Origin of the sequence: Siminovitchia jepli (assembly GCF_047228825.1) — a bacterium.
Taxonomy (GTDB): Bacteria; Bacillota; Bacilli; order Bacillales; family Bacillaceae_C; genus Siminovitchia.
Genome location: NZ_JBFEGN010000002.1, coordinates 128,906 through 145,312, shown reverse-complemented (window position 1 = coordinate 145,312; position 16,407 = coordinate 128,906). Strand labels below are relative to the sequence as shown.

General features: G+C 30.9%; 33 protein-coding genes and 1 pseudogene. 1 reads left to right on the top strand and 33 read right to left on the bottom strand.

What is annotated here, in order from left to right:
* Window positions 1–580: 580 nt before the first annotated feature.
* The 7 genes and pseudogenes from AB1L08_RS02235 to AB1L08_RS02205 form a co-directional block, all read right to left on the bottom strand.
* Window positions 581–826: a hypothetical protein gene (locus AB1L08_RS02235; RefSeq protein WP_413063039.1), complete on the bottom strand. Its 246-nt coding sequence runs from the start codon at window positions 824–826 to the stop codon at window positions 581–583.
* A gap of 220 nt (window positions 827–1,046) precedes the next feature.
* Window positions 1,047–1,259, bottom strand: coding sequence for a hypothetical protein (locus tag AB1L08_RS02230; protein ID WP_413063038.1), 213 nt, complete (start codon window positions 1,257–1,259; stop codon window positions 1,047–1,049).
* A gap of 318 nt (window positions 1,260–1,577) precedes the next feature.
* Window positions 1,578–2,591 carry a phage lytic cycle repressor MrpR family protein gene (locus tag AB1L08_RS02225; protein WP_413063037.1) on the bottom strand — a complete coding sequence of 338 codons (1,014 nt, stop codon included), beginning with the start codon at window positions 2,589–2,591 and terminating at the stop codon, window positions 1,578–1,580.
* Between the two features lie 31 nt (window positions 2,592–2,622).
* Entirely contained in the window at window positions 2,623–3,936 is a 1,314-nt protein-coding gene (locus tag AB1L08_RS02220; RefSeq protein WP_413063036.1) for a DNA sulfur modification protein DndB, read from the bottom strand.
* A 69-nt stretch (window positions 3,937–4,005) separates the two neighbouring features.
* Window positions 4,006–5,046 carry a tyrosine-type recombinase/integrase gene (locus tag AB1L08_RS02215; protein WP_413063035.1) on the bottom strand — a complete coding sequence of 347 codons (1,041 nt, stop codon included), beginning with the start codon at window positions 5,044–5,046 and terminating at the stop codon, window positions 4,006–4,008.
* 48 nt (window positions 5,047–5,094) lie between these two features.
* Window positions 5,095–5,271 carry a hypothetical protein gene (locus tag AB1L08_RS02210; RefSeq protein ID WP_413063034.1) on the bottom strand — a complete coding sequence of 59 codons (177 nt, stop codon included), beginning with the start codon at window positions 5,269–5,271 and terminating at the stop codon, window positions 5,095–5,097.
* A 364-nt stretch (window positions 5,272–5,635) separates the two neighbouring features.
* Window positions 5,636–6,325 (bottom strand): annotated as a pseudogene (locus AB1L08_RS02205) (RNA-guided endonuclease TnpB family protein); the annotation flags it as partial.
* Window positions 6,326–6,349: 24 nt separating this feature from the next.
* On the opposite strand from AB1L08_RS02205, the gene tnpA reads away from it, so the two are divergent.
* Window positions 6,350–6,634, top strand: coding sequence for an IS200/IS605 family transposase (gene tnpA / locus AB1L08_RS02200; RefSeq protein ID WP_413063149.1), 285 nt, complete (start codon window positions 6,350–6,352; stop codon window positions 6,632–6,634).
* Window positions 6,635–6,696: 62 nt separating this feature from the next.
* On the opposite strand, the gene AB1L08_RS02195 is transcribed toward tnpA, so the two are convergent.
* The 26 genes from AB1L08_RS02195 to AB1L08_RS02070 form a co-directional block, all read right to left on the bottom strand.
* Window positions 6,697–6,867 carry a hypothetical protein gene (locus tag AB1L08_RS02195; RefSeq protein WP_413063033.1) on the bottom strand — a complete coding sequence of 57 codons (171 nt, stop codon included), beginning with the start codon at window positions 6,865–6,867 and terminating at the stop codon, window positions 6,697–6,699.
* 22 nt (window positions 6,868–6,889) lie between these two features.
* Window positions 6,890–7,147, bottom strand: coding sequence for a hypothetical protein (locus AB1L08_RS02190; RefSeq protein WP_413063032.1), 258 nt, complete (start codon window positions 7,145–7,147; stop codon window positions 6,890–6,892).
* A gap of 20 nt (window positions 7,148–7,167) precedes the next feature.
* Entirely contained in the window at window positions 7,168–7,416 is a 249-nt protein-coding gene (locus AB1L08_RS02185) for a hypothetical protein (RefSeq protein WP_413063031.1), read from the bottom strand.
* 35 nt (window positions 7,417–7,451) lie between these two features.
* Window positions 7,452–7,790: a hypothetical protein gene (locus AB1L08_RS02180; protein WP_413063030.1), complete on the bottom strand. Its 339-nt coding sequence runs from the start codon at window positions 7,788–7,790 to the stop codon at window positions 7,452–7,454.
* A gap of 21 nt (window positions 7,791–7,811) precedes the next feature.
* Complete coding sequence (locus tag AB1L08_RS02175) at window positions 7,812–8,444, bottom strand: HNH endonuclease (RefSeq protein ID WP_413063029.1); 633 nt, start codon at window positions 8,442–8,444, stop codon at window positions 7,812–7,814.
* A gap of 43 nt (window positions 8,445–8,487) precedes the next feature.
* Complete coding sequence (locus tag AB1L08_RS02170; protein ID WP_413063028.1) at window positions 8,488–8,829, bottom strand: hypothetical protein; 342 nt, start codon at window positions 8,827–8,829, stop codon at window positions 8,488–8,490.
* A 31-nt stretch (window positions 8,830–8,860) separates the two neighbouring features.
* Window positions 8,861–9,160 carry a YjcQ family protein gene (locus AB1L08_RS02165; RefSeq protein WP_413063027.1) on the bottom strand — a complete coding sequence of 100 codons (300 nt, stop codon included), beginning with the start codon at window positions 9,158–9,160 and terminating at the stop codon, window positions 8,861–8,863.
* Between the two features lie 58 nt (window positions 9,161–9,218).
* A complete protein-coding gene (locus tag AB1L08_RS02160) occupies window positions 9,219–9,566 on the bottom strand; it encodes a type II toxin-antitoxin system PemK/MazF family toxin (protein WP_413063026.1) in 348 nt (115 codons plus the stop codon).
* Between the two features lie 85 nt (window positions 9,567–9,651).
* Window positions 9,652–10,095 carry a hypothetical protein gene (locus AB1L08_RS02155; RefSeq protein ID WP_413063025.1) on the bottom strand — a complete coding sequence of 148 codons (444 nt, stop codon included), beginning with the start codon at window positions 10,093–10,095 and terminating at the stop codon, window positions 9,652–9,654.
* 115 nt (window positions 10,096–10,210) lie between these two features.
* Window positions 10,211–10,633, bottom strand: coding sequence for a hypothetical protein (locus tag AB1L08_RS02150; protein WP_413063024.1), 423 nt, complete (start codon window positions 10,631–10,633; stop codon window positions 10,211–10,213).
* Window positions 10,634–10,718: 85 nt separating this feature from the next.
* The gene (locus tag AB1L08_RS02145; RefSeq protein WP_413063023.1) at window positions 10,719–10,994 is read right to left on the bottom strand and encodes a hypothetical protein; all 276 of its coding nucleotides are present in this window, start codon (window positions 10,992–10,994) and stop codon (window positions 10,719–10,721) included.
* A gap of 50 nt (window positions 10,995–11,044) precedes the next feature.
* Window positions 11,045–11,317 carry a type II toxin-antitoxin system RelE family toxin gene (locus AB1L08_RS02140; RefSeq protein ID WP_413063148.1) on the bottom strand — a complete coding sequence of 91 codons (273 nt, stop codon included), beginning with the start codon at window positions 11,315–11,317 and terminating at the stop codon, window positions 11,045–11,047.
* Window positions 11,310–11,531 carry a hypothetical protein gene (locus AB1L08_RS02135; protein ID WP_413063022.1) on the bottom strand — a complete coding sequence of 74 codons (222 nt, stop codon included), beginning with the start codon at window positions 11,529–11,531 and terminating at the stop codon, window positions 11,310–11,312. Before AB1L08_RS02135 ends, AB1L08_RS02140 begins: the two co-directional genes overlap by 8 nt.
* A gap of 299 nt (window positions 11,532–11,830) precedes the next feature.
* Window positions 11,831–12,037 carry a hypothetical protein gene (locus tag AB1L08_RS02130; protein WP_413063021.1) on the bottom strand — a complete coding sequence of 69 codons (207 nt, stop codon included), beginning with the start codon at window positions 12,035–12,037 and terminating at the stop codon, window positions 11,831–11,833.
* Window positions 12,038–12,443: 406 nt separating this feature from the next.
* On the bottom strand, window positions 12,444–12,671 hold the full coding sequence (locus AB1L08_RS02125; protein WP_413063020.1) for a hypothetical protein: 228 nt from the start codon (window positions 12,669–12,671) through the stop codon (window positions 12,444–12,446).
* A 21-nt stretch (window positions 12,672–12,692) separates the two neighbouring features.
* A complete protein-coding gene (locus AB1L08_RS02120) occupies window positions 12,693–12,857 on the bottom strand; it encodes a hypothetical protein (protein WP_413063019.1) in 165 nt (54 codons plus the stop codon).
* A gap of 86 nt (window positions 12,858–12,943) precedes the next feature.
* Entirely contained in the window at window positions 12,944–13,135 is a 192-nt protein-coding gene (locus AB1L08_RS02115) for a hypothetical protein (protein WP_413063018.1), read from the bottom strand.
* A gap of 141 nt (window positions 13,136–13,276) precedes the next feature.
* Window positions 13,277–13,516 (bottom strand): hypothetical protein, encoded by a 240-nt coding sequence (locus tag AB1L08_RS02110; RefSeq protein ID WP_413063017.1) that lies wholly within the window; start codon window positions 13,514–13,516, stop codon window positions 13,277–13,279.
* A 116-nt stretch (window positions 13,517–13,632) separates the two neighbouring features.
* Window positions 13,633–14,058 carry a hypothetical protein gene (locus AB1L08_RS02105; protein ID WP_413063016.1) on the bottom strand — a complete coding sequence of 142 codons (426 nt, stop codon included), beginning with the start codon at window positions 14,056–14,058 and terminating at the stop codon, window positions 13,633–13,635.
* A gap of 46 nt (window positions 14,059–14,104) precedes the next feature.
* Complete coding sequence (locus tag AB1L08_RS02100) at window positions 14,105–14,281, bottom strand: hypothetical protein (RefSeq protein WP_413063015.1); 177 nt, start codon at window positions 14,279–14,281, stop codon at window positions 14,105–14,107.
* Between the two features lie 33 nt (window positions 14,282–14,314).
* Complete coding sequence (locus AB1L08_RS02095; RefSeq protein WP_413063014.1) at window positions 14,315–14,509, bottom strand: hypothetical protein; 195 nt, start codon at window positions 14,507–14,509, stop codon at window positions 14,315–14,317.
* A 51-nt stretch (window positions 14,510–14,560) separates the two neighbouring features.
* A complete protein-coding gene (locus AB1L08_RS02090; RefSeq protein WP_413063013.1) occupies window positions 14,561–14,899 on the bottom strand; it encodes a hypothetical protein in 339 nt (112 codons plus the stop codon).
* 107 nt (window positions 14,900–15,006) lie between these two features.
* Complete coding sequence (locus AB1L08_RS02085) at window positions 15,007–15,498, bottom strand: hypothetical protein (RefSeq protein ID WP_413063012.1); 492 nt, start codon at window positions 15,496–15,498, stop codon at window positions 15,007–15,009.
* A 12-nt stretch (window positions 15,499–15,510) separates the two neighbouring features.
* A complete protein-coding gene (locus tag AB1L08_RS02080; RefSeq protein ID WP_413063011.1) occupies window positions 15,511–15,750 on the bottom strand; it encodes a hypothetical protein in 240 nt (79 codons plus the stop codon).
* A gap of 130 nt (window positions 15,751–15,880) precedes the next feature.
* A complete protein-coding gene (locus tag AB1L08_RS02075) occupies window positions 15,881–16,135 on the bottom strand; it encodes a hypothetical protein (protein ID WP_413063010.1) in 255 nt (84 codons plus the stop codon).
* Window positions 16,132–16,362 (bottom strand): hypothetical protein, encoded by a 231-nt coding sequence (locus tag AB1L08_RS02070; protein WP_413063009.1) that lies wholly within the window; start codon window positions 16,360–16,362, stop codon window positions 16,132–16,134. Before AB1L08_RS02070 ends, AB1L08_RS02075 begins: the two co-directional genes overlap by 4 nt.
* Window positions 16,363–16,407: the final 45 nt, after the last annotated feature.

Genomic DNA, 16,407 nt, shown 5'->3' with positions numbered 1-16,407 from the left:
CATTTTCTATCTTACTTTGGTTACATCATCATCAACTAATCACGATTACCTAATTCGTATCTATACTGAAGCACGATAGTCTTCATTTTTGATTGCCTCCTTATCAGTTTCTCCCGATAGATCTGCTACTTAATTTCTTTCCATAATCCATTCACAGTCTTTACATGAAAGTCTTCAACGGAAATCCCGCAGCTTTCACATCCCTTTATTTCTAATCCATATTCATTTTTTATTTTTTTAAAAGTTTTATAGCCATAACAATATGGACAATACATTACTTTAGGTTTAGGTGGGACAGGAATACTTTTATATATTTGTTTACCTATATAGTCTGTAACAGGCTTATGATCTCTAATTACTCTTTCCCAGGCAGGACATTCTTCTTTAGCTTCATCTAGTATAACTTTTCCTTTATCTCTTTTATTTTTAGTTATTCTAATTACCTTCTTTCTAGAATAAATCTTTTCCTTTATTATCAGTCCCAGTTAATTTTGCTATTGTATAGCCTTTACCATCTGATTTCAGATAAATGTTGTCTTTTATACATATGTTCATTAATTTCATCCCCTTTTTATTATAATTATTTTTCTTTATTGTTGATCATCAATTGTTTATTAGAATATACTTTAAATGGAGGATATTCCATTGCTAAAACCAATTCAAGATCCTCTGCGGTTTCCAATTCAGCATGATATTCTAGCGTTGATTTCCCGTCAAGTCCCATTAAAAACACTTCTCCATCAACATTTGCTACTAAATATGGACATTCTTCTTTTCCATAAAATTGAATAATGTCACCTACTTTTAATAAACAGACATCTTTCATAAGGTACACTCCCTATAACATATTAATATATTATTTTTGTTACTAGTCAACAAGAACTACTCTTTGTTGACTAGTATTTAAGTATCGTCTTTTCATTAATACTACAAACAACAATCTTAAAATGAATTAAGGAGAATATGTAGTAATGTGACTAATAAAATTAATACTTTTCCAAAAATATGCACCCTACTATGTTGCATTAAGTAATTTTTATTACTAACTAATAAACTTTATCTTGATCATCTTCGTCAATTTCATATAGCTCTTCGCATTCATACTCCATTAATTCCATTTCAAGCTTTTCGCCATATTCATTTTCTAGTGTAATACTAGATACCATAAAATCATTAAAGTCTATTAAAAAAGTTTCTGCATCACACCCCTGGACTAAAAAATTCAACTTAATTATTCCGGCTATGTTTTTCTTCTTCAATCTAATTCTTCCTCTCTTAAATGAAATTACCAGGTTGCATGAAAATTTACATTATTTTCTTTTTATATGTTACTTATATATTACGTCTTTTTTCATGCTATTGCAACAAAAAATTAAATTTTTTTTTACAAGTTTTTTACAGATCCTTAATTCTCCTCTTCGCAAATTGAAAACTCCTTGTGGCACTTTTAAGATTAAACTCATTAAATTTAAAAATAACACAAGCAATTTACAATTATTTATTACATTAAGTTATTATTAATTTTGAGTTCCATCTAAATGCAAACAGTGGTACTGCTACATTTAGATGCACTTCTTTTATTCACAAACAGACACTCCGTATACTTCTTTAAAACTATCTGTGCAAACTGTTCTTTTTATCACAGTTACATTCCTGTAATAATTCCCACCTGTATTCGTCATAGCCGTATTAAATTGATCACCAATCATTCTATATTCTTTTGTTCCTAATGTACCATGCTTTTTATAAAGTTCATATGCCATATGGCACATTCCACTTTTTAAAAAGTCTCTTGCTGTCAAATATTTATTATTGAATACTTTCTTAAAGAGGAGGAATTTCCTTGTTATAAACATTCTATCCAATAGATTTTCTCCACTCTGTCTTCCGCGTAATGCTTTTTTGAAGATCCTATCTGACTCAACATACAAACTGGTTGCAGATCTAGGGTTAGTACTCATTTCATTAGCGTTGATGTACATTTTCTCTTCATCGGCTCTAATTAGATTTTCATAAAGTTCCTTGCTAATTTCAATCTCTCTTTCTGTTCCATCAGAGTCATAAAGGTGAGCAAAATATTTGCTTTCATCCTGTCTTAAATCAGATGTTTTTAAGTTTAAAATTTCGCTGAATCCTGAGCCACTAATCCCTTCAAATAAAGCTAATATAAGCGCTCTATCAGTGTAATTTACCAGCTCATTAGTCATCTTTAACACTTTTTCCCTGGTGAATATTCTTGTTTTATAAGTGGCTACAAACTGCTTGCCCCATTCATAAAAATCTTTACTTTCAAGTACTGAAAAATTACTTGATCCTTTTGTGAATCCTTCTTTAATAGCCCAAGTAATGTAGCTGTTATAACAAAATAAATGATTAGTTACACTTGTTAACGTAGAACATGAAATATCATACATTACTAACGCTATCTCATCAATGTTCATTTCATATAAGTCTTTCTCTAGCTGCTCTTCTGTACTTTTTGCATTTAGTAGTTGAAAATATATTGTAGTTTTTGTGCCTTCATTTTCGATTGTATCAAGATATTTTTGTTTAATTTCTGCATTGAAAAGGTTTTTCACTTTTAATTCCATGGCTAGACCAACCTTCCTTTTTATATTTTATTTATTTTTTCAGTTTAATTTTTTTAAAATATTTTTTTATTCCTTTTTCAGATTTTGTAGTTACGATTCCATTTTCAACTACACCTAACTTCTCCCACAGTGGATTTGTTCTAGAAAAATCTATACTGTCCATTATATTATCCAAATCCGTTAAATTAATTTCTTCGTCCTGCATTCTTTTGGCAAGTATAATGTATCCAGCAAACATTTTATTGTATGTCAATAAATCATCTTCAGAGTACTTATTTTTATTTCTTGCAAAATAATCAAAAAGATAATCAAAAAACTCAGATAAATATTTCCCAACTGAAATTGCATTTAATCTAGATTCCATTTTAAAGTTATCATCTATTGTGTCTGCTAGGGTATTGTAACTCACCATTTCACCTGTTGACACTGATACAGTATGTGTAGAAGATATTTTACCCCTTAATTCCGATTCAGAACGAAGAGATTGTACAACCGTATCAGCAAGTCGATTAGCTTCTAGCTCTTGCACTCTTGTTTTTGGAATCGGAGTTGCTTTAGCCAACTGTGCCTGATATTGTTGGGCTTGCTTGGTTGTGTAATTAGAAATTTTCAAGATAAAATTTGTTTTTATGTTTTTATCCACTTCATAGGCCTCAAGGCTCCCTAGACATCTGTGCATCCCATCTAAAATATCTAATCTTGTTCCTTCATTAATTGTCAATGTTTGATTTGAACTATTGTAGGTTAATTCTTCTCCTTCGTCTGCTGTACCAATTGCAGCATTAAACGCTAATGTGGTACTAACTAATTCTCCTTTCAATATCATGTCTTTAATTTCTCGAACATTCTTTTTGTAAATAGTTGGCTTAAGAATAACTTCATCCATTCTTTTTTGTCTTGTTGCTTGTCTTTGAATATCAAAATTATAATAAAGTGAGTGAGATTTCATCAACCTTGCAACTAAGTTTGCAGATATTACACCAACATAGACCCCATTTCCAACCACTGAAAAGTTTTCTAATTCTATTGGTAAATGAACGCTATCGTCTTCAGGTACAAAGTGATACTGTCTCATTTCTGTTATTTCACTTTTTGTAAAAAATTTCTCTGGGTTTAGACTTTGATCACCTGTTTTCAAATATAGTTGCTCAATTAAAAGACCGATCTCTCTAATGTCTATATCGTTTATTCTGTCTGGATTAATTAAGTACGAGTTTATTATCCCACTAACCACTCCGTATTTCGCCATATGATCTTTAATTTCTTTTTTAATCTTACTATCCTTCCTTACGATATCTAAGTTATTTTTAAGAATTTCTATAACCTCTGCTCTACTTACTTTCATTAATTTCCCCTCCTTATAAGTTTAGTTAATATATAAAGTTAATATAACAAATGTTATACTGTCTTGTCACTAGTTTTCTTTTCTATTCAGCACTAGCTTCATGTTTAATGCAAATAGTGTATCTTTGTTCATTTCAGACAATGCTTCAATAAGTTCTTTATGACTAACTTCTCTATATAAGTTGTGATTTAATCCTTGCCCAAGTGAAATGGCTCCGGTCATGGGATATTCTTCTTCTGCTAGATATATTTCTGTTGTTGCCACATTTGAGTGTCTTCCCTTACGTTGAGCCTCTCTAACACTTCCTGTAATTCTGCGAGTAAAAGTAACAGCAGTCTTTCTAAATGAATGAAAGCTATAGTTTCTGTTATCATGTCTTAATGCTTTTTTTGTTCTTTTCATCATATCTGTTACATTTTTCGGAGTCAAAGTGAACACTTTATCATTATTTCCACTTTTTATTTCTAGTATCAAATTATATAATTCATAACTAATTTTTTCAATCCACTTCTTGTTTCCTTTTCCTCTTCCTCTAATTAAAACAAAACCATCTTCTTCAATAAAATCATTCCATCTAATTGAAAGTATCTCGCTTAATCTAAGCCCCGAATCTATTGCCAATAACACTAGTCGGTACTTCTCTTCTGCCTTATGTTTTTCAAACTTTCGAATATGCTCTGCATATTGCTTAGCAATATCCAAAGGCATATATTCAATGCTTTCACTATCATCAGGAAAGCTTTCGATTAAATCAAGGTATGATATTTCCGTCTCAATGACATTTCTTGCCTTTAAGTATCTTATGAATTCTTTAGCCGTTGATTGTTTTCTGTTTAAAGTGTTGTTACTACATCTGATCTTTTTACTTTTAGCAAGCTCATAAAGCTCACTAAAGTATGATGTTAGTTTAGACAAGTTAATGCTATTTAATTCACGCTTTGTTACATTGTAAATAGATTTATTTGTAAAAAGACCTTCAATAAGCTGCTTAATATCTGTACTATATGCTAAATATGTGTTTTTATTTTTCAATTTTTTGCTTTGAAGAAACTCTTCAATAATTTTCCCTTCTTTAGTAACGTAATCATTTAGTGCTATCAATTCACTCATTTAAACTACCCTCCTGAGTTGTATGACATTATTTTATTTTTAAATTAATCATGTTTTATCCCTATCATCATTGTAATTCATTATGTTATCTTTGTCAATCACTTTAATTGTAATTTCAAGCTTTTTACTTTTTCTTAGAAAATTTTTGATTTCATCAATTGCGATTTTGTTATCCTTTGCAGTTAATAATAATTTATACCACTCTTTATATTCATTTAAATTCATTTTCATTTTCCCCATCTTATTTAATTTTTATATTCTTTTTTAAAATGAATGTTTTTATTACACTAATCTTCCGGTTCATCCTCATTAATCAATCCAAGATTCTCTAAATCATACTCATCACAATATTCCATTAACTCCTCTTTTGTAATACCAGACTCTCCAATTATCTGATCTGAATCACTCCCATACCTTCTAACAAGTCCCGCTGCATAAGCTACTCCTTGATTGAACTACCACTAGGCTAAAGCCATAGTGGATTCCTAAGTACAGAGTTCTATCGAACTCTAATTGATTAGGCTATCCCCGTAGTTCCTACGGTTAATCGCAAGGCTTCCTTGCGAAGATTTAAACTTGCGTTAATATCTCGGTCATGATTAGAACTACCTTTTGTACGTCTAGAAAGAATACGTTGTGCTCTGGCTAACTTTTCTTCTAATCTTCGAAAAAACTTATGATTAGAGTAGACAGTTCCATCTGAAAGAATAGCAAAATCTTTCAAGCCGACATCTATGCCCACAGAAGAATCTGTTTTTTCTAAGGGTTGTACTTCTGTTTCTACAAGAATGGATACAAAATGTTTTCCACTTGGAATTCGTCTAATTGTTGCATTGAGAATACGACCTTCTACTTCACGACTCTTTGCAAAACGAATCCATCCAAGTTTAGGCAATTTGATTTTATTACCATCAATAGCAATATTGCCATTTGTATGTTTTGTCGTGTAAGACTGAACAGGATTTTTCTTGGACTTAAAACTTGGTCTATTGTTTTGTTTCTTGAAGAAACGAGAATAAGCATCAGCGAGATTTTTTAATGACGATTGAATCGCAATACTATCTACTTCTTTTAGCCAAGTTAACTCTTTTTTTAGTTGTGTTAACTGAGCAGAACAAGAATTATAAGTTAAACCTTTTCCTGTTTCTTTGTAAGTATTGTCCCATTTTGCTAAAAAATGATTAAATACAAATCGGGAACAACCAAATGTTTTATTAATTAATATTTCTTGTTCTTTGTTTGGATAGATTCTAAATTTATATGCTTTATTCACAATCATTGATTTTCACCTCCTCTTTGTAAAATCGAATCAATAGCTAATCATTACGGTTGGCAAATTATTGAGCAAGAAATAGACCAAGACCATATTCATATCTTAATCAGATATTCTCCAAAATGGAGTATTCTTGAAATCGTTAGATTATTGAAGCAACTCACAACTTATCGAATATGGCAAAAGCATAACAAATATCTTTCTCAGCATTTTTGGAAAGAACGAACCTTTTGGAGTGATGGATATTTTTCTTGTAGTATTGGGAATGTAAGCAAAGAGATTATCCAAAAATATATTCAAGAACAAGGTCGTTAGGGCTTACATCCCCTAGCCTAAAGGCGTAGGGGTTTTACGCCCATCCTTATAAAAAACCTATTTTATTGCTTTATTTCTTTTAATTCTGGAAAGAACTCTTTAAAACTAATCTTTTTATTTTCAACATAAACTCCGCCATTCTGATCCTCAGTGAATTCAACGTCTAGTTTAAATTCTTGAGCTAACCTTAACGCTTTTTCTCTATCAATTTTATCAGCGATATTAACCACCACCTGTTATTATCAAAACATTGTTTTATTGATATTCTGCCAATATTTTAGACTCATCATATTCATTTAATAATATTCTTAATTCCCATAGACTAACCTCATCAAGTGCTCTTAATTCTGTTCCCCATATATCTGAAAACTCAGGAAAACCATTTAGTTTAGCCGCAACTCTTAATAACTCCTTTTTACGTTCTTCTAGTGAATGCTTATTATTTAATATTACATTAAGAAAATAACATATTGTTTTAAGTTTAAGTTCCTTATCTTTAATTTTCTTAGTCATTAAATCACCTACCCGTTATATTAAAAACTAACACTTGTATTATTTACCTGCATAAATATATACATTACTTCTAATGTTACAGCCTTCACCACTGTAAGGTCATTTAAATTCACTCTCGGTTTAATCATTTTTTCTAGTGAGTTAATCTTTGACTGTAGCGATAATATTAGTTGCTTTAATAAATTAATGTCACTTTCAAATTGACTAAGTGAAATGTCACCCCATTCTTCAATGTTTCTATTTAATATTTCTTTTATTTTCTTATCCATTAATTTTGTACTCCCACGATAATTTTGTGTTTCTGTTATATGTCATATGATATTAAGTCTTTAGGAATAAGCTCTACATGCCCTGCTGTATTTTTACATAGACAATATCCATTTTCATACCGATAAATAATTAAAAGTTTAAAGTATTTTGGTAAACCGTTATAATCTTTAATTAAGTATCCTTCTTTGTTAATTGCTTTATCTTTGTCTTCATATTCTCCTATCTTAAATAATCTGTCGTGTAAATCTTCCAGATCATCATACATCCATTGAACTTCATCTTTTTCTGAAACACCTAAATCAAATAGATTCATATAAAGTTGAGAAATTAGTATCTCGTATTCTTTTATGGCTTCAAATGTTTCTTTCTCCATCTCCATTCCTCCATAAATTAGTTAATTCATCGTGATTTTCTCTTCCGAGAAACTTAACAACCATTCAATTATCTTGTTATATCTTCTTTTACTGTAAACAGGATTTTCTTCGTTGTACCACTCATTTAATTCAAACTCCCATTTTTGACTATTGCAGCCTTTACAAGATGGAACACAATTCGTTATATCATTTACACCATAATGTTCAACATGTTCCTTATGCAACAGTTGACCGAATAATTTATATGCTTCTCCTTCTGTAATACCACAGTAAGCACAACTGTTATTAAAGAAGTCTAGACATTCAAACCATTCTGTGTCCGAAATATCATGATCTTTATTCATGCTTCTTTCTAATTGATAATCATATATTTTATCTCTATTTTGCTCTTGCCATTCTTTGTAATACCCAATTTCCTTCTGCTTTTTACTATAGTCCCTTTTTATTTTCTTTCTCCTTGGAGAGGAGTCACATTTTTTATAATACTCACGCTTTCTTTCTCGGCTGATTGATTGTTGCCACTTAGAGTTCTTTTTAATAGTACAGGTTTTACAATATGGAAATAACCCATCTTTGCTAGACTTGTTTTTATAAAAATGTTCATTAGTTGCTTTAAAATAATTTTCACATATGCTACATTGTTTTTCCTGCATTAAACCCCTCCTGACCATGATAGAATTGTCATTTTATTTAGTATTAATTCTGATAGGCTTCTATGTATTCTTTAGGCACTAACAAAATCATACTAGATGTTGTTTCACATAGCACAAGATTGTTATCGTATTCATAAATGATATTTAACTTTAAATAAGAGTCTAGACCTTTATATCTTTTTATTAGGTAGGTGTCTTTATTGACATAGGCTTCTTCATCTAAATATTTACCTAATTTCAAAGTTCTCTCATAGAAATCGGTGAATCCTTCTACTAGCTCCTCTGCTTTTTCTATTTCCATTTTCTCATCATCAATCAAACGAAAATACAAGTTTGTTTCTAATTTTTTGTACTCTTCTAGAATATTGAACAGTTCCATTTCCATAGCTAACATTCCTTTCAATAAAATATTCGCTTTATTTAATCCAATCTCTAATTTCCTTTGCAGTCTTATAAAGCTTATTTATCCATCTACTATTTTTTAAATACTCCTCGCCCTTTTCAGTTACACTTGAGGCATATTCTGGGATAGTGCCATCACCGTATGGAGGCTTAGTAATATATTCATTTGCATACAAGTAATTTACTTGATCAACGAATTTTTTCCATGAGAATCCTAATATCTCTGAATCAAAAAGATCTTCATTCGTATATTCTAACAATCCACCTGGCCGAGATTCTTTCAAAATTACTATTCTAATTTTTTCCTCATTCATTTCTTGAATCACCCTTCCTTATCATCCTAGCGATACTTAGTCACTGCTGTTATATCAATTATAACCCCTCTGCCATTCCCAAGCTAACCATAATCGCATTATCAACCTTATTCATTGTAAAATGATCTAATGTTGTGACCTTGCTCTCTAATCGCTTTTTATCAATGGTTCTTATTTGCTCCAATAATATCACAGAATCCTTAGAAAGACCGTATCTTTTAGCATCTAATTCCACATGAGTAGGCAGCTTTGCTTTTTGTATTTGCCCTGTTATGGCTGCTACAACAGTTGTTGGGCTGTACTTATTTCCTATATTATTCTGAATCACTAGAACAGGTCTATATCCTCCTTGTTCACTGCCCTTTGTTGGACTTAAATCTGCGAAGTAAATGTCACCTCTTTTCACCCTGAACACTCCCTCTTTTTATAATCTATTTTATTTTTATATCTAATTACGCCAGCGATATTTTGATCAATCTGTTATATAGATTCTATCTTACCTTTTCTGGTGCTAAGGCAATCCATCCCATACACCTTGAAAAGTCACCAGTCCATTTCATTGCATCAATTGAAGATATTGCACCAACTTCTAGTCTATCAGCAATATACGGAAGTCCTATGCGTTTTTTGGAATCAGTGACTATAGGCATCATAGTGTTTGAATGAAGCATTTCCCACAAAACTCCATCATGATCGGAGTTGCTTATAGCTGTAGTAAGAACTGGTAAATCTTCATTATTAAATATCGTCATTAAAATGCCAATTTCTGAAATCGTCCCTTTTATCCTATAATTTTCCATTATTTCTGTTCCATTATTCTTAAAACAATCCTTGTAAATTCTTTTTAAAATAAAGTAAAGCTCTTTGTCCACTTCGTTTGGATATGTTTTTCTACTATGTCCAGTGGTTATTGTAACATGATTGATATATTCCATCGTGTTCCATCCCTTTATTTAATTTTTATTTTTGATTTACATCAGTGATTTAAAAATATGGCTGTTATGTGAAATCACTGATGAAAATCAGAAATAAAATATTGGTACTATTATATCATTCAAACCCCTGCAATAACATCTTATTAGGCCTTTCAGTGAGATCCTCAGTTAGTCCAATCAACTCATCAAAATAGATAGACTCTCCAGCTCCCACTTTGACCATAACTTTTTTCACAGTAATCACTGAATCATCTTCAGATAAGAACACCATATCACCAATACTGTCTATATCTTGATCGCTGTTGTTTTTGATCTCACCTACAGCATAGGTAAGTTTGCTTCGATCTTCAGAATTCCAGCTTACTAGTTCTAAATGATCAGTTAAATTATTGTCAGTGCTTGAATAGTCTTCATCTTGATCTTCCGCGTATATATCATCTAACTGTTCTTGTTTAACCTTTAGAGATTCTTCTTTTTCTTTTCCACAGCCGGCTAAAATGACGGCTATTCCCATAATTGCCATAAGTATCTTCCTCATTTTTATTTTCCCCTTTTTGTTTTTTATTTGATAATACCATACTCCGGTCATTTCTACGACAAATGTTTGATTGTTATAATAATTTTTAGTACTCATGTGTAAACATAATTGTCGTAAATGAACGATCTGTTCCAGTAATGATGTAAATACTCTCTCCATTGATGGTGTATTTTGACAATATACGGTCTTCTCCCGTTCTTACAGCCATGTCATTCATTTCTTTATCTTTCTCTTCTAGTTCGCCCCAGTCACCTTGTGAGTGTCTTGCTATGATCTTTTTTATATTTTCTATCCCCAATTCATCTAATGAGTCTACTATCCCTCTAGTCATAAACACTGTACCCAAATTAAACTTTGCCATTTTCGCAACTCCTTTATATTTATATATAATATTATTTTATTTTTGTTATGCTACAGACGTTTATATATTTGTCCTCTGCTATCAATAATCACAACAATAATCAAGGAATGGTCATCATCTAATTTATAGACAATCCTTATATCTCCAACTCTTAAACGAAAAGCTGTTTCTGACAAACCCTTTAATAATTTTATGTCGTTTTTAATGTTGTCTTTTGGATTTTCCGCTAATTTCAATAAGCTGTTTTTAATTCGTTCTTTGGTGATTGTGTCTTGTTTATCTAGAAATTTTTTTGCCTTTTTAGTGAATTTAATATCATACATCACGATCACCAAACACTTCCTCAAAATTGTATAACTCACCATCTCTTATCTGCTCAAGGCCTTCTTCAATTTCTTTTATTTCTTCATCCGTGAGATCTTGCTTCTCTAATACATCTGAAAACATTTGAAACAGATACTTGTCTAATTTCTCACTATCCAACTTGTCTACAAACTCTTTGAGTTGTTTTCTTTTTTCTTCAATGCTCATAACCATTCAAATCAACTCCTTTTTAAATATTATATCACTTGATCAAGGTAAATATCAGTATTTTTAGTGATACCATCTGCCTCCTGTTATATAGGAGGTAGCGCAATGGGTCTAATATCTTTTATACCTCCTGATCGAGTTAAAAGAACATCTGTACCTCTTCCTCATAGTTACCACTTTCAATTTTCCTCTGTTTAAACTCCGACAAAATTCTTTTTATATTCTCCGTTCCACCCAAATTTTTACGGAAAGTTTTTACCAAAATGAAGTTTGCTCATTTTCTGTTCCCTCCGTTATAATTAAATTTACATTCTAATACAGTTTCCAAATGGATTGAATTCATTTAGCCATTTGGAAATTGCTTTTTCTTCACTTGTCCAGTTTTCCCTGTTAAATACGTCATCTGTACCATTGACACGTTTTGGATAGTTGTACACACCAAAGTCAAATACATCTCTGACAAAAAACCTGACACTCTTCCCTGAATCATTATCTAAAACTTCAACATCCAAGAATCCATCTTGTCCATCTTCCCCTCCTTTTGGATATATTTCTTTGTATACATGTTTAAATGAAAGGTTTATCTAAATTTTCAATAACATCTTTTAGATAATTTATATATCCTTTTAATTCAAAGTCATAGTCAATATTATGATTTTTACCAAAAATCTGCACATTCACCTTGACTTCCTCCTTTGTATTTATTTATATTCATTTTATATTGACATTACAATTCATTTTAACGTATAATTAGGCTTAAACAGTGGCTATCTTCCCTAAAAAGGAATTAAAATTTAACAAGGATTACTATATCCTACACATTTATTCTTGATTCAAAGGGCCTCCCTATCTTACCTATGAGGATTTTAAATAGTAATAAAATCAAGGAGGCCATTATCTTACAGTCCGCTACTTGTTTCAGCGGGCTTTCTGCTTTTGATACTCTTTGACACATGCTTCAATAAAACCATCAAAGTCCTCCCAATCATAGCCTCCTACATCAACAAATACTCCATTTACGATTGCATACCATTCATAATTTGGCTCAGTGGAATATTGTATCTCTAGTTTTGGAAAAACATCATTCGGAGAAGGCAAAACTTCGTATATATCAGTTACATGTGCTACAAACTCTTTTTCAGTCATTTTTATTAACCTCCCTTTTTATCAACCAACTAAACATTCTTCTTTCATTTTTTCAATATACTTTTCATTAACCCATCCACCATGAAAATGTTTATTCATTTCTCTGGTATCGCCAATTAAATATCTATACTCAATCTTTCCAGTTTTTAATTTAATATTAACCTCTACATTCGGTTCAATTTCCATTATTATTTCTCTATTTCAGTGATAATATTTTAAGTCTGTTATGACGTTAAAACCCTTGTTTTATTATTATTATTCTTACAATACCATCACACTCCCTTGTTCAACAAATACTCTTTAATATCAGCCAATGCTTTTTCAACTTCAGGAATAGCTTTCTTTACACCGATCAAATACTCGTCATTATCTAGGTGAATGGCTTCTCTTCCTTCTCTTTCACTCAATGTATTTGAGAGATTTTGTAATAAATTTGCTAATTCAAAATTAACTTTCCTTCCCATTTTATTACTCCTTAACATTATCTAAAAAATCTCTACCTGTTTCAGTTAAAATGGCTCCAAAATAGGGCAATTGTTCGGCGCCATTATATTTTTCTCCTGTTATTTCTTCTAGCTCTGCCAATCCAACAATATGAACAAAGCTTAGTCCACAGGTTCACTTGTTACCTGCCTATAACCTCTTATGATAAATTCTCTCGAGTTTTTATAGTCAAAGCTAACAAATTTTCCATTATAGATATTATTATGCAAAGCTTTAAGCATATCATAGAACTCTTTAGTTACTTTTTTATAAACTTTATTAGGCATAGATTCTTCTTCCTTTTTAAATATCTTTTTATTCGTATTCTTTAATGAGGATATAGTTTTCGTTTTCATTGTCATAAAATGAAAATTTCCACCCATTCCTTCCCAATTCATTTAAACAATATTTATACTTTTTCAATTTTATCTGTTCTCCTTTTATTAAATGAAATGTCTGATTTATTAATCTATATTTTTTAGAACTTTGTGCTAGCTAGAATTTTTCTTGTAAAGCTTACTCCTGCTTTCTTGAATGAATGGAACGTGATATTTCTTGAGTTCAGAGGATCTAAATACTCCCTAATGGCTGTCATCATGACATTGACTGAATGGTTGCTTATATCAAATACACGATCTGAATTCTTGTTTCTAAGGACAGACAGTTGGTTATAGAATTTAACCGATATTTTAGCTATTCTGTTCTTAAAGTTTACGTCAACATGGTCATCGTATACTTGAAAATCTGACCATTTCAAGGTTAAGCATTCTTGTAAACATGCTGCTGTATCAACTGAAAACAAGATTAAGTTTTTCATTGTCTCTTTTTTATTATATTTAGTTCCAGAAATAAAACTTACTACTTCTTTAACATCATTCATAGATAGTGTACTAATGTTAATCATTTTTATCATTCTCCTTTTATTAAATGAAATGTCTATTTTATTTTCTTTAATTACGCAATAATTTATTGATTATACTTTCATTGGAATGACCTGTATTTTTTAGCTTTGCTACTGCCTTCAGTACCTCAACACAGTCTTCATGACAGATTGCATTATGGTTTATAATCTCTGCATATTCATCTGCTTGACCTTCAAATAAAACTTTACTCGCTAGACCGTTCATATTACTTTCTCCTTTTCTAATGAAATGCTCACTTTAATCTGACTTACATCGGTATGCTCTTTTTGGTTTCTTATTTGTTGCATAGCCACCTAAATTTTTATCAATCTTATTTTTAATTTCATCAAGACTGTCGGCATATAAATTCAATTCATATACAGTCCATTTTCCCTTATCATTAAAGGTATTAAGCATTATTATTTCTCCTCTGTAAAAATGAATCTTTTTCATAAGAATCACTTCCTTAATAAAAGATAGATTTTAACAATGAAAATTTTAATATCACTTAACGAATCCAGGAACAGCTTCAATTAAACCTTTTTCATCTCGAAAAGCTCTCCCGGGATTGGTATCGGGTGCAACTACGTCATCTCTCTCTATTCCCGCAGCTTTTAAAGCTGATATAACCAATGCTGAAACAATAAATACAGTGTCCGGAGTTGGTTTAGGAAGTCCAACTACTTCTCCGAATGTTTGTTTTGAGACAGGTATTCCATCAATTAGTCCAATTTCTTCTAAAGTGGCATCTACTCGTACTACTTCCCCAGTTGCCGGAAAAACTCGATCGCCCTGTTCCGTTCTAACTTTAATATCATGTGGTGTAAGATTAATAATATTCATGTTTATTCTCCTTTTTATTTATTATAATATAATTATAAGTTATTTTTGTTTATAAATCAATTCTTTTTTAAAAATAGATCCGTGATATTTTTCGCTTGCTGTTATATCTATTTCAGTTTATAATCCTTTTTGTTTCTACTGTCTCCACTTATAATCATTCTGATATTTGCTTTTGAGACTCCGTACATGTTTGCCAAGTCCTGGAGACTATAGCCCTGCTTATCATATTGATTATTGCCTGTCTTTCCTCTATAAAGCCTTCTAATCTCTTCCACTTGCTCATTGGTTAGCTTTGCTCTATTAACATGTTTGTCGCCCTGTATTAAATCCCTGCGATGCTGCAATTGCAAATTGTTTATATGGACGTTTAAATAATCACCATCCTTATGAGTAATACATAAGTCTTTGTTAGAAATGTCAAAACCTACAAATACAAAATACATAAGCCTAGCTACAATATAATTTTTACGCTTTCCATCAATAACAAGTCTAATTTCATACCGACCATTATTAATTCTCTTTTTGACTTCTTTTCCGTACAGTCCGATGATCCTGCCATCTTCAAAAATGGTATAACCATGATAATCAACTTTCCTCAACTCAATCCACTCCTATAGAATGTAATTGATATATCTTTTTAAATCATATTCCTTAGAGTCAATAATTGCATATCTATCTGCTTCAAAGATCGTTCCCTTTTCAGCTTGAATAAATTCCTCAATACCACCATACTCTCTTATAATATAAGCAACTGGAATAACTCTCCTTCCAATAAACGTCTTAAAACCTTCTTTGTTTCTATATTGTTTTTCTGCTTCAATACATTTGATTTTAGGAATTTTAAAATTCATTTTTCATCTTCCCTTCTGTTGATTGATATAATTTAATTTCAACGACATTCAGTGATAAATATTCAAGACTGTTATATTAGATTTCGTAACATTTATCACTGAATTCAATTGAAATTAAATTCGCTATAGATCATTCCCAACTATTTTCCTCTATCAATTGATCAATATCTTCTTTGTTTTTGACGAAATGTCTCAACTCCTTTAAGAATCTTTGCATTCTGAAAATATTTTCCTCTGCATACTCAAAATGTCCTAAATCAGTGATAACTCTTAATTTTATTTTTCCTTCTTCAAAGACATCTAAATCAAATAACATATGACAATTGTTTAGTATATTTGCAATGATTTCGGCATTATCTCTTCTTGTTTGATATGAAACATTCATTTTGGAAAGACCTCATATTTCACTGTTTTAAATTCATCATCAAAAACTTCTATGATTGGTGTAATAATATATTGTTCACCTACTTCCATGTATTCATCGCCAATACATTCCCAGCAATCAAGATATTTTTCACCATTCCAACCATCTAAGGCATATACTTTCCCATCAATTTTAATTAATTCAATTTCCCTGTTTGCCCACCATGTTCCGACTTTTTCAAAACTCATTTATCATCAACTCCCTATTTAATTTCAATCCAATAATTATAATCC